The organism is Dyella sp. SG562, from assembly GCF_011759495.1.
Taxonomy (GTDB): Bacteria; Pseudomonadota; Gammaproteobacteria; order Xanthomonadales; family Rhodanobacteraceae; genus Dyella_D; species Dyella_D marensis.
Genome location: NZ_JAAOYS010000002.1, coordinates 319,252 through 332,194 on the forward strand (window position 1 = coordinate 319,252; position 12,943 = coordinate 332,194).

Here is a 12,943-nt window from a genome sequence, read left to right on the forward strand (position 1 = left end):
ACGAGCAAGGAGCAGGCGTCCGAAATGCCCGCTGCATAAGCGGCCCGTTCGCGATAACGCGAAAACCAGGCGATAACGCCACTGGATCCCGGCCTACGCCGGGATGACGAGCAAGGAGCAGGCGCCCCAAATGCCCGCTGCATAAGCGGCCAAGCCGCCACCCCCTCCCCCGAAACGACGCCATTTGCCTCGATCCATGTGGCAACCGCAAACGAAGAAACATTACCCCCAAATTTCAATTTCGTAATTGTGCGCAGCGCTCCCCCATCCCAGCATGCGACCCACCGCACCCCGGCACGGCTGCCACCCAGCCACCGATAGGGGAAATCGGCCGAGGCATGCGTACATCCGCCGGACAAACGTCCACGGACACAAAAAATCTGTTGGGGAGTCGAACGACCATGATCGAAAGATTGCATGGCGGGGCCTCGCGCCACCCGTCCAAGGCACCTGCGCGCCTCGCCATGGCCGCCGCCATCGCCGTAGCCCTGCTGTACGGCGGCGCCGCCTCGGCGCAACAGACCCCGCCCGCGCAGGACAACGGCGCCCCCGCCAAGCCCGGCGAACCGGCCAAGTCCAAGAAGGACGGCAAGAAAGACGACAAGTCCGTGCAGGAACTGGCCGGCGTCACCGTCACCGGCGTGCGTGCCAGCCTGCAGTCGGCCCAGCAGATCAAGCAGAACGCCGACCAGATCGTCGACTCCGTCACCGCGGTGGACATCGGCGCCTTGCCCGACCGCAGCGTCACCGAGACCCTGCAGCGCATCAGCGGCGTCACCATCGACCACTTCATGGCGCGCAACGACCCGGACCACTTCTCCGCCGAAGGCAGCGGCGTGATGATCCGCGGCCTGACCCAGGTGCGCGGCGAACTGAACGGGCGCGACGTATTCAGCGCCAACTCCGGCCGCGGCCTCAGCTTCGAGGACGTGCCGGCCGAGCTGATGGCCGGCGTGGACGTGTACAAGAATCCCTCCGCCGAGATCATCGAAGGCGGCATCGGCGGCACGGTGAACCTGCGCACGCGGCTGCCGTTCGACTCGCCGGGGCGGGTGATCGGTTTCACCGGCGGCGTCAACGAAGGCGATTTCGCCAAGAAGAGCAAGCCGTCGGCCTCGTTCCTCTACAGCAATGTGTGGAAGACCGAGAATCATGGCGAGTTCGGCGCGCTGTTCGACGTGGCCTTCTCCGAGCTGGCCACGCGCTCGGACGGCATCCAGATGGAGCCCTACGTCAAGCGCAACGACGACACCGTGCTCAAGGGCACCAACTTCGCCAACGTCTATGTGCCCGGCGGCGCCGACTGGCGCACGCTGGATTTCCAGCGCCGCCGCATCGGCCTGGCCGGCGCGCTGCAGTGGCGCCCGACCAAGGACCTGGAGCTGACCAGCCAGGTGCTGCGCTCGGACTACCGCATGCAGTGGGACGAGTTCGGCGGCATCTTCAACGACAGCAGCAACAACGTGCATCCGGCCGACGGCGGCACCTTCAACTACGACAGCAACGGTGTGTTCCAGAGCGGCACGCTGGCGTCCGATTCGTGGCGCGGAAACCTGACCACCGATGGCGTGCGCTTCATGGCCGACCGCCGCTATGCGACGCAGCGCACCATCACCACCGACTGGTCCAACAGCCTCAAGTACAACATCAACGACCAGATGGTGCTGTACGCCGATGCGCAGTTCGTCAAGTCGACCAGCCAGTCGCTGGACTTCACCGTGTTCGACGCCACCTACCTGCCGGGCGTCACCCTGAACGTGCCCACCGGATCGAAGCCGACCATCACCTCCGACCCCGCCTCCTACGCCAGCAATCCGGCGAATTACTTCTGGAGCGCGGCGATGGATCACCACGAGCGGAACAAGGGACTGGAGCGCGCCCTGCGGCTGGACCTCGAATACAACTTCGAGGACAGCAAATGGCTGCGCTACGTGAAATTCGGCGTGCGCGCCACCAGCCGCAGCGAGTTGAACAAGAACAACGGCTACAACTGGGGCGTGGTGTCCGACAACTGGGCCGCCATCGACAGTCCGAGCGGGCTGGCCGACCTGGCCACGTATCTGCCGGGCATGTCCTCGCTGTACACGTATTCGAACTTCTTCCGCGGCAACGCCAGCATGCCGCCGCAGCTGTACTTCCCCAGCGACAAGCTGGTGCGCGACTATCACTACGCCTATCAGCAGCTGCATTCGTTCGGCTCGCCCACGGGCTGGGCGCCGCGCGATATCTATCGCAAGCAGGACGTCAACGATCAGAGCGAGAAGACCAAGTCCGCGTATGGCGTGCTGTACTTTGGCAGCGACGATGCGCTCGGCGTGCCGGTGGACGGCAACGTGGGCATCCGCCTGGTGCGCACCGACGTGGCGGCGAACGGCTACGGCCAGTATCCGGACCTCACCACCAGCGGCGTCGACCCCAGCCTGATGGCCCTGTACCACGGCCAGTATTTCCCGCTGAACTCCAACGGGCACTACAAGAACGCGCTGCCCAGCTTCAACCTGCGCTTCAAGTTCACCGACAGCCTGCAATGGCGACTGGCCGCCTCCCGGGCCATGACCCGCCCGGACTTCACCCAGCTGCAGCCGTACCTGCAGATGGGCGCCACGCTTACCTCGGACAACACCGCGGTGACCAAGTGGACCGGCTCGGCCGGCAATCCGGACCTCAAGCCGATGCGCGCCAACCAGTACGACACCGCGCTGGAATGGTATTTCGCGCCCACCGGCCAGCTGTATGCCACCTTGTTCTACAAGGACGTGCACGACTACATCTCCAACCAGACGCGCACCGAGACCTACAGCGGCCAGCCGTTCGAAGTGACCCGCCCGTACAACATGAGCAGGGGCAAGATCCGCGGCGGCGAACTCGGCTACCAGCAGTTCTTCGACTTCCTGCCGGGCTGGCTGAAGGGCTTCGGCGTGCAGGCCAACTTCACCTACGTCGACAGCAAGGGCGGCACCAACAGCGCCACCGATCCGTACTCCAACGTCACCGTCACCGGCGTGGCGCTGCCGCTGGAAGGCTTGTCCAAGCGCAGCTACAACCTGGTCGGCATGTACGAATTGGGCAACTGGTCGATGCGCCTGGCCTGGAACTGGCGCTCGCGCTACCTGCTGACCGCCAGCGACGTGGCCACCAAGCTGCCGACCTGGTCGGACGACTACGGCCAGCTCGACGGCTCGATCATGTACCGCCTCAACAAGAACGTGCAGGTGGGCCTGCAGACCAACAACCTCACCAACTCCACCACCAAGGTCCTGATGGGCCCGACCAGCTACGCCGACGGCACGATCGACCACCGCCTGTACAACCGCGGCTGGTTCGTCAACGACCGCCGCTACGAGCTGGTGGTGCGCGCGACGTTCTGATGGCGGGCTACGCGGGGAAAGGCGACGGGGGCCGCCTCATGCGGCCCGGCTGGAAAGCGGCGCTGGCGCTGTGCGCGCTGGCGTTCGCCCTGGCGGCGAATGCGCAGGAGGCCGTGCCGTACCGCTATGCCGGCGTGCGCATCGGCGGCGGCGGCTTCGTCAGCGGGCTGGCGTTCCATCCGCGCGAAAAGGGGCTGTACTACGCGCGCACCGACGTGGGCGGCGCGTATCGCTGGGACGACGCGGCGAAGCGCTGGGTATCGCTCACCGACTGGATCGAGGCGAAGGACGAGAACCTGCTGGGGATCGACAGCCTGGCGGTGGATCCGTCGGACGCCGGGCGCGTGTACCTGGCCGCCGGCACCTACACCACGCCGCAGGCGGGCCAGGCTGCGGTGCTGCGTTCTGCCGATCGGGGCAAGCACTTCGAACGCGCCGATCTGCCGTTCAAGCTGGGCGGCAACGAGCTGGGACGCGGCAATGGCGAACGCCTGGCGGTCGACCCGCACGATGGCCGCGTGCTGTTTCTCGGTTCGCGCGACTCCGGGCTGTGGCGCAGCCAGGACTACGGTGCGCATTGGTCGAAGGTGGAAAGCTTTCCCGCCGTGGCCACCTCGCCTTCCGCCAGCGCCGAGAACAAATGGCGCCGCCAGGCCATCGGCATCGTCTTCGTGGTGTTCGAGCCGGCCAGCGGCAAGCCGGGGCGGCCCACCCCCACGCTGTATGCCGGCGTGTCCACGCAGCAGGCCAGCCTGTTCCGCTCCGACGATGCTGGCCGCAGCTGGCAGCCGGTAGCGGGGCAGCCCACCGGCCTGCGGCCGAACCATATGGTGCGCGGCGGCGATGGCACGTATTACCTGAGCTATGGCGATGAGCCCGGCCCCGATGCGATGAGCGACGGTGCGGTGTGGAAATTCGAGCCGGCAACGGCGCGCTGGACCAGGATCACGCCGTGGAAGGACCAGCCGAGCGGCTGGGGCGCGGTGGCGGTCGATCCGCGCGATCCCAAGGTGCTGATAACCGCGACGTTCGCGCACTACGCGCCGAAGGACGAGCTGTTCCGCAGTACCGACGGCGGTGCGCATTGGGCGCCGGTATTTCCGCGCTCCGAGTTCGACCACGGCAACGCCACCTGGACGCGCGACCACACGCCGCATTGGCTGGCCTCCATCGAGATCGACCCTTACGACCCGGACCATGTGCTGTTCGTCACCGGCTATGGCATCTGGGCTTCGCGCGACATGCGCAACGTGGAGCGGGGCGGCACGGTGCATTGGTCGTTCCAGGACGAGGGACTGGAAGAGACGGTGGCGCTGGGCCTGATCAGCCCGCCCGAAGGCGCGCATCTGCTCAGCGCCATCGGCGACCTGGACGGCTACCGTCACGACGAGCTGGACACCGCGCAGCTGCAGTTCGCCGCGCCGCCGCGTTATGCCAACGGCGAGAGCATCGACTTCGCGCAGGCGAAGCCGGCGTTGATCGTGCGCAGCGGTTTTCTGCGCAAGCCGTTCGGTGCGGCGATCCGCGCCGCGTGGTCGGAGGATGGCGGCAGGCAATGGCGCGCGTTCGCGAGCGAGCCGCCCGAAGGCGAGGGCGCGGGAAGCATCGCGATCGCGGCCGATGGCGGCGTGGTGGTGTGGGCGCCGCGCCATGCGCAGCATGTGTATCTCACGCAGGATTTCGGCAAGAGCTGGACGGTGGCCGATGGCCTGGGCACGGGTCTGCGAATGCTGGCAGACCGTGTCGATGCGAAGCGCTTCTACGCCTACGACCGCATGAGCGGCGCGCTGTACGCCAGCCGCGATGGCGGCGCGCACTTCGCCCCGATCGGCGGAGAGCTTGGCGACTCATCGCATGGCCGTGCCCAGACACGGGTGCAGGCCGCTCCGGATGAAGCGGGCGTGCTGTACGTCGGCAGCCGCGAAGGCGAATGGCTGCGCGGCGACGACACGGGGCGCGTGCTCAAGCGCTTCGACGGCGTGACCGGCGTCGATGCCTTCGGCTTCGGCAAGGCGGCGCCGGGTTCGCCGAAGCCCGCGCTGTTCCTTGCCGGCCGCCTGCACGGCGCGCAAGGCATCTTCCGCTCGCTGGACGACGGCAAGAGCTGGCAGCGCATCGACGATGCAGAGCACCGCTACGGGCGGATCAGTCAGCTCGTCGGCGATCCGCGCATGTTCGGCCGCCTGTACTTCGCCACCAGCGGACGCGGCATCTTCTACGCCGACCCAGCCAGCGAGGTACACCCATGATCGCCGTACTACTCCCTCTCCCCTCCGGGGAGAGGGCTGGGGTGAGGGGCCGTCCGGAGCGCCGCGCCAAGGGCCGCCACACCCTGAAGCTCCTGCTGCTCCTCATTTCTCTGCTCACCACCCCGCTGCTCGCCACCCCGCTGCTCGCCACCCCGCTGCTCGCCACCGAACTCCCCCGCATCGCCACCGACCACGGCCGCCACGCCTTGCTCGTCGACGGCAAGCCCTTCCTCATCCTCGGCGCCCAGGTCAACAACTCCAGCAACTGGCCCGCCGTGCTCGACCAGGTATGGCCCGCCATCGACCAGCTGCACGCCAACACCGTGCAGGTGCCGATTGCCTGGGAGCAGATCGAGCCAAAGGAAGGCCAGTTCGATTTCGCCTTCCTCGATACCCTGGTCAACCAGGCCCGCGAGCATCGCGTGCGCCTTATCCTGCTGTGGTTCGCCACCTGGAAGAACAACGGCCCGAGCTATGCGCCTTCGTGGGTGAAGCTGGATGAGCACCGCTTTCCGCGCGTGCTGAATCGCGAAGGCCGCCGCCTCAATTCGCTGTCGCCGCTGGCCGAGGCCACGCTGGAAGCGGACCGCAAGGCGTTCGTCCAGCTGATGACGCATCTGCGCAAGATCGACGGCGAGCAGCACACCGTCATCATGATCCAGGTGGAGAACGAGTCCGGCACCTACGGCACCGATCGCGACCACTCGCCGATGGCGGACCAGGCTTTTGCCGGCCAGGTGCCCGAGGCGCTGCTGCATGCGGCCGGCAAGTCCGCCGGCAGCTGGAGCCAGGTGTTCGGCAACGATGCGGCGGAGTTCTTCCACGCCTGGCACGTCGCGCATTTCATCGGCCAGGTCGCCGCGGCGGGCAAGGCGGTGTACCCGCTGCCGATGTACGCCAATGCCGCTTTGCGCGATCCGTTCAATCCCGGGCCGCCCGGTGCCTATGAAAGCGGCGGGCCCACCGACAATGTGCTGCATGTGTGGAAAGCCGCCGCACCCGCGCTGGACGTGCTGGCGCCGGATATCTACCGGCCGGACTACGCGCATTACGCCGCTTACCTGGAGCGCTACGCGCGCAAGGACAATCCGCTGTTCGTGGCTGAAACCGGCAATGACAAGGTCTACGCGCGCTATGTCTATGCAGCGCTCGGCGCCGGGGCCATCGGCTGGTCGCCGTTCGGCATGGATTTCACCGGCTACTCCAACTATCCGCTGGGCGCGCGCAAGCTGGACGACGAAACGATCGGGACCTTCGCCGCCAACTACGGCGTGCTGGCGCCGATGGCGGGCGAACTGGCCGCGGCGGCGTATGCCGGCAAGCTATGGGGTGCTTCCGAGCCGGACGACACTCACGAACAGACGCTGGACCTGGGCGACTGGCAGGTGCATCTGGGCTATGGGCAACTGCAGTTCGGTAACGAGCCGCCCAAGGGCAATCCCGACCGCTCCGGCGGCGCGCTGATCGCGCAGCTGGCGCCGAACGAATACCTGCTCGTCGCCCGCGACGTCCGCGTGAACTTCCAGCCGGCGCGCGGGCGCAAGCTGGATTTCCTGCTCGACCGCGTCGAGGAAGGCCACTACGACCACGGCCGCTGGATCTTCCGCCGGCTGTGGAACGGCGACCAGACCGACTGGGGTTTGAATGTCATCGGCGAGCCGCGTGTACTGCGTGTGCGGCTGGCCACGTACTGAAGGAACGAGATGCGCATGTCCCCGATCGCCAGCCGCTCGTGGCTGCCGTTGTGCGCGCTGGCGCTGGCCGTGGTCGCCGGTTGCGGCAAGGCGCCGGAGCAGAACGCCGCGGCGCATGCCGCGCCGGTCCAGGCCGGCCACGCCGAGAAACTCGCCGACGGCGTGATCGTCCATCTGGACCATTCCGCACAGCAGGTGCGCCTGCAGGCGGTGGACGAGCGCATCGTGCACGTCACCGCCGTGCCCGACGGCAAGTTCGATCTGCCGGCCAGCCTGATGGCGGTGAAGACCGGCGGGGATACGCGTTTCACCGTGGACGAAAGCGCCGATGCGGTGACGCTGAAGACCGCGCGCCTTTCGGCCCAGGTGTCATTGCACGATGGCGCCGTCCGCTTCCTGGATGCCAGCGGCAAGCCACTGCTGGCGGAACGGGCCGACGGACGCTCGTTCCAGCCGGAAACGATCGAAGGCAAGCCGTACTACGCCGTGCGCCAGCGCTTCGATTCGCCCGCCGACGAAGCCTTCTACGGCCTGGGCCAGCACCAGAACCGCCAGATGAACTACAAGGGCGAGGACGTGGAGCTGGCGCAGCACAATATGGACGTGGGCATTCCGTTCGTGGTGTCCTCGCGCAACTACGGCCTGCTGTGGGACAACAACTCGATCACCCGCTTCGGCGATGCGCGCGAATACCAGCCGCTCAGCCGGTCGCTGAAGCTCTACGACGCCGAAGGCAAAGCCGGCGGCCTCACCGCCAGCTACTACGACGCGGGTGGCACGCTGAAGCTCAAGCGTGTCGAGCAGCAGCCGGATTACCAGTACATCAAGGATCTCGCCCGGTGGCCCTCCGCATCGCCGGCCAGGACCACCGGCAAGGTGGTGTGGGAAGGCAGCATCGAGCCTTCCGTTTCCGGCGTGCACAAGCTGCGGCTGTATGCCAGCAGCTACGCCAAGGTCTGGCTGGACGGCAAGCTGGTCTACGACGACTGGCGGCAGAACTGGAACCCCTGGTATCACAACCTGCGCCTGCCGATGGACGCGGGCAGCCGCCACCAGCTGCGCATCGAATGGTTGCCGAACGAGGGCTATCTCACCCTGCTGCATCTCGATCCGCTGCCCGGCGACGAGCAGAACGAGCTGTCGCTGTTCTCCGAAGCCGGCCATGCGGTGGACTATTACTTCGTGGCGGGCGACAACCTCGACCAGGTGATCGCCGGCTACCGCCAGATCACCGGCAAGGCCACCATGCTGCCGCGCTGGGCCTACGGTTTCTGGCAGAGCCGCGAGCGCTACAAGACGCAAGCGGAGATCCTCGATACCGCCAAGCGCTACCGCGAACTGGGCCTGCCACTGGACAACGTGGTGGAAGACTGGAGCTACTGGCCGGAGGATGCCTGGGGCTCGCACGATTTCGACACCTCGCGCTTCCCGGATGCGAAGGGCCTGGTCGACCAGCTGCATGCCATGCATGTGCAGCTGATGATTTCGGTGTGGCCGAAGTTCTATCCGGCGACGAAGAACTACCAGGAGCTCGACGCCAAGGGCTATATCTATCGCCGCAACGTGGAAAAGGGCGAGGTCGACTGGATCGGCAAGGGCTATCTCAATGCCTTCTACGATCCGTACGCCGAAGAGGCGCGCCGCATCTACTGGCGGCAAATCCAGCAGAAGCTCGGCGCGATCGGCATCGATGCGTGGTGGCTGGATGCATCGGAGCCGGATACGCATTCCAATCTGGATATCGCCGAGCGCAAGCTGCGCATGGGGCCGACGGCGCTGGGTCCGGGCGCGGCGTTCTTCAACTCGTATCCGCTGCTGCATTCCACCGGCGTGTACGACGGCTGGCGGCGCGACCATGGCGATCGCCGCGCCTTCATCCTCACCCGCTCCTCCTTCGCCGGCCAGCAGCGCAATGCGGCAGCGACGTGGAGCGGCGACGTGGCCTCGCGCTGGAGCAATCTGCACGACCAGATTTCCGCGGGCGTCAATTTCTCGCTGGCCGGCATCCCGAACTGGACGACCGATATCGGCGGCTTCGCGCTGGAGCCGCGTTACGAGAAGCCCGGCGCGGCGGATCTGGACGAATGGCGCGAGCTCAACCTGCGCTGGTTCCAGTTCGGCGCGTTCAGCCCGCTGTTCCGCTCGCATGGGCAGTTTCCGTACCGCGAGATCTATAACCTCGCTGCGCCCGGTTCGCCGATGTACGAGGCCCTGGCCTATTACGACCGCCTGCGTTATCGCCTGATGCCGTATGTCTACACCTTGGCCGGCGATACGTATTGGAAGGACGGCACCATCATGCGCGGGCTGGTGATGGATTTCCCGGGCGATGCGAAGGTGCGCGGCATCGACGACGAGTACCTGTTCGGCCCCGCCTTCCTGGTGGCGCCGGTGACCGAGTACAAAGCCACCTCGCGCGAGGTTTATCTGCCTGCCGGCACGGGCTGGTACGAGTTCCATACCGGCAAGTACCACGAGGGCGGCGCAACCCTGCAGGCCGACGCGCCGCTGGCGCGGATGCCGCTGTTCGTGCGCGCCGGGGCGATCGTGCCGACGGGGCCGCAGATCCAGTACACGGGCGAGCAGCCGGATGCGCCGGTGACCCTGCTGGTCTATGCCGGTGCGGATAGCCGGTTCTCGCTGTACGAGGACGAGGGGACCACGTACGGCTACGAGCAGGGGCGCTACTCGCGTATTCCGCTCAGTTACGACGACAAGGCGAAGACGCTGACGATCGGCAAGCGCGAGGGGGACGGCAGCGGGGCGCCGGCGAAACGGCAGTTCGTGGTTCGGGTGATTCGTGGGGATAAGGCGAATGCGGATGGGGTCGATGCGTCGGGTGACGTGAGCGTCGAATACAACGGCGCGGCACAGTCGATAAAACTGTAACGACGCGTAGGTTGGGGTGAGCCGCAGGCTCACCCCAACCTACGCCGCTATGCCCGCGCAGCCCCCAAAAACTGCCTCGGCGTGCAATTGAACTCCCGCCGAAACACCGCATACATGTACTGCAGCGAGGTAAACCCGCAGCGTACGGCCACGTCCGCCAGCGGAATCGAGTTGTCCACCAGCATCGACCGCGCCATCTCCAGCTTGTGCTCCAGGATCGCCTGGTGCACCGTCTGCTTCAGCTCGCGCTTGAAATGCTCTTCCAGCAGGGTGCGCGAAATCCCGACGTAATCCGCCACCTGCTCGGTCTTGATGCCGAGGCAGGCGTACTGCCGGATGTAATGCTTCGCCCGCATCACATACGGACTGCGCAAAGGCTCGTGCTGGCTGCTGGCCTGCACGCTCAGGCCCACCGGCGGCACCAGCACGCGCGTGCTGGAGCAGTCGCCGCCGTGCAGCATCTGGTGCAGCACCTGCGCCGCCATGCGGCCCATTTCTTCCGCGCCCTGGATCACCGAGGTCAGCGGAATGCGGCTGAGCAGCTGCGCCATCGGGTCGTTGTCGATGCCCACCACGGCGATCTGTTCCGGAATCGGCACATCCGCCACCACGCAGGCCTGCAGCAGCTGGCGGGCGCGGGCGTCGGTCACCGCCACCACGCCGATCGGCTTGGGCAGCGAACGCACCCAGGCCACCATGTCTTCCTGCGAACGGCCCCAGCCGCCCGCGCTGGTGGGCGAACCGCGGTAGACGCTGCCCTCCAGGCCGTCGGCGGCGATCATGCGCAGGAAGGCGTCCTCGCGCTCCTGCGCCCAGCGGTTGCCGGGCGACGGCGGCAGGCCGTAGAAGGCGAAGCGCTGCAGGCCCTGCTCGATCAGATGGTCGTAGGCCACGCGCACCAGCTTGGCGTTGTCGGTGGCCACGTAGGGAATGTTGGCCGGATAGCGGCTGTCGTCGGCATAGGAGCCGCCGATGGCCACCACCGGAATGCTCAGGTGCGCCAGCGCTTCTTCCACCGTGGGGTCGTCGAAGTCGGCGATGATGCCGTCGCCGCGCCAGTGCTGGATGCCCAGCGTGCGGCAGCGGAAATCCTCTTCCAGGAACAGATCCCACACCACGCGGGTGGATTTCAGGTATTGGCCGATGCCGGCGATCACCTGCCGGTCGTAGACCTTGTTGGCATTGAACAGCAGGGCGATGCGATGGGGCGACATGGGCGTACCAGTGACAGTAACCGACGGCACCTGCCGTGGATCCGGGACGCTACCAGTTCGCTCCTGCGCCCGCATGTCGCAACGCGACAGGGAAAATGAATGCCAGGGTGATGGATTTCGCAATTGCGCCTGGCTGACGCCGATTGCAGCATCCGGAGCATCCGCAGCCGACCCTGAATCCCCCGGGCGGCTCGCATGGGAGGTTTTCGATGAGTTACTTCGAGCACGTGGCGCCGATTCGTTACGCCGGCGCTAAGACGGACGATCCGCTCGCGTTCCGCCATTACGATCCGTCGCGCATCATCCTGGGCAAGCGCATGGACGAGCACCTGCGCCTGGCCGTGTGCTACTGGCACAGCTTCGTATGGCCGGGCATGGACATGTTCGGCGCCGGCACCTTCCAGCGGCCGTGGCAGCAGGCCGGCGACCTGATGGCGCAGGCGCATGCCAAGGCGGACGCGGCCTTCGATTTCTTCCAGCGCCTGGGCGCGCCGTTCTATACCTTCCACGACACCGACGTGGCGCCGGAAGGCGCCAGCCTGGCCGAGTACGCACGCAATTTCGCCAGCATGGTCGACGTGCTGGAAGCCAAGCAGGCGCAGACCGGCGTGAAGCTGCTGTGGGGCACCGCCAACCTGTTCAGCCATCCGCGCTATGCCGCGGGAGCGGCCAGCAGCCCGCAGCCGGAAGTGTTCGCCTACGCCGCCAGCCAGGTGTTCCACGCCATGGGCGCGACGCACCGCCTGGGCGGCGCCAACTACGTCCTGTGGGGCGGCCGCGAAGGCTACGACACCCTGCTCAACACCGACCTGCGCCGCGAGCGCGCGCAGCTGGGGCGTTTCTTCCAGATGGTGGTGGAGCACAAGCACAAGCTCGGCTTCCAGGGCACCATCCTGATCGAACCCAAGCCGCAGGAACCGACCAAGCACCAGTACGACTACGACACCGCCACCGTCTACGGCTTCCTCAAGGAGTTCGGGCTGGAGCAGGAGGTCAAGGTCAACCTGGAAGCCAATCACGCCACGCTGGCCGGGCATTCCTTCCACCACGAAGTGGCCACGGCGATCTCGCTCGGCGTGTTCGGCAGCATCGACGCCAACCGCGGCGACGCGCAGAACGGCTGGGACACCGACCAGTTCCCCAACAGCGTGGAAGAACTGACCCTGGTGATGTACGAGATCCTGCGCGCCGGCGGCTTCAGCACCGGCGGTTTCAATTTCGATACCAAGGTGCGCCGCCAGAGCGTGGACGCGGCCGACCTGTTCCACGGCCATGTCGGCGCGATCGACGCGCTGGCCCTGGCGCTGGAGCGCGCGGCGAAGATGATCGAGGACGACCGCCTGGCCGCCTTCAAGGCGCAGCGCTACGCCGGCTGGGACGGCGAGCTGGGCCGGCGGATCCTGGACGGCGGCTACACCTTGCAGGGCCTGGCGGACGAAGCGGCGAAGCACGATTTCCGTCCCGCCCACGTCTCCGGCCAGCAGGAATGGCTGGAGAACCTGGTCAACCGCTACATCTACGGTTGAACC

6 protein-coding genes are annotated in these 12,943 nt (G+C 66.6%); 5 read left to right on the top strand and 1 reads right to left on the bottom strand.

The genetic code is table 11. The annotated features are described in order from the left end of the window. The first annotated feature begins 401 nt into the window (after nt 1-401). The 4 genes from FHW84_RS04830 to FHW84_RS04845 are packed head-to-tail and all read left to right on the top strand — an operon-like array spanning nt 402 to nt 10,200. Nucleotides 402-3,368 carry a TonB-dependent receptor gene (locus FHW84_RS04830; protein ID WP_243867888.1) on the top strand — a complete coding sequence of 989 codons (2,967 nt, stop codon included), beginning with the start codon at nt 402-404 and terminating at the stop codon, nt 3,366-3,368. A gap of 38 nt (nt 3,369-3,406) precedes the next feature. Then, entirely contained in the window at nt 3,407-5,617 is a 2,211-nt protein-coding gene (locus tag FHW84_RS04835) for a sialidase family protein (protein ID WP_167253006.1), read from the top strand. Then, entirely contained in the window at nt 5,614-7,311 is a 1,698-nt protein-coding gene (locus tag FHW84_RS04840) for a DUF5597 domain-containing protein (protein WP_167253007.1), read from the top strand. The genes FHW84_RS04835 and FHW84_RS04840 overlap by 4 nt, the downstream gene beginning before the upstream one ends. Nucleotides 7,312-7,326: 15 nt before the next feature. After that, a complete protein-coding gene (locus FHW84_RS04845; protein WP_167253008.1) occupies nt 7,327-10,200 on the top strand; it encodes a TIM-barrel domain-containing protein in 2,874 nt (957 codons plus the stop codon). 47 nt (nt 10,201-10,247) lie between these two features. Here FHW84_RS04845 and FHW84_RS04850 read toward each other — a convergent pair whose 3' ends face one another. Further along, a complete protein-coding gene (locus FHW84_RS04850) occupies nt 10,248-11,414 on the bottom strand; it encodes a DNA-binding transcriptional regulator (protein WP_167253009.1) in 1,167 nt (388 codons plus the stop codon). 209 nt (nt 11,415-11,623) lie between these two features. Between FHW84_RS04850 and xylA the strand changes: the two genes are divergently transcribed. Next, nucleotides 11,624-12,940: a xylose isomerase gene (gene xylA / locus FHW84_RS04855; protein ID WP_167253010.1), complete on the top strand. Its 1,317-nt coding sequence runs from the start codon at nt 11,624-11,626 to the stop codon at nt 12,938-12,940. Nucleotides 12,941-12,943 lie beyond the last annotated feature (3 nt).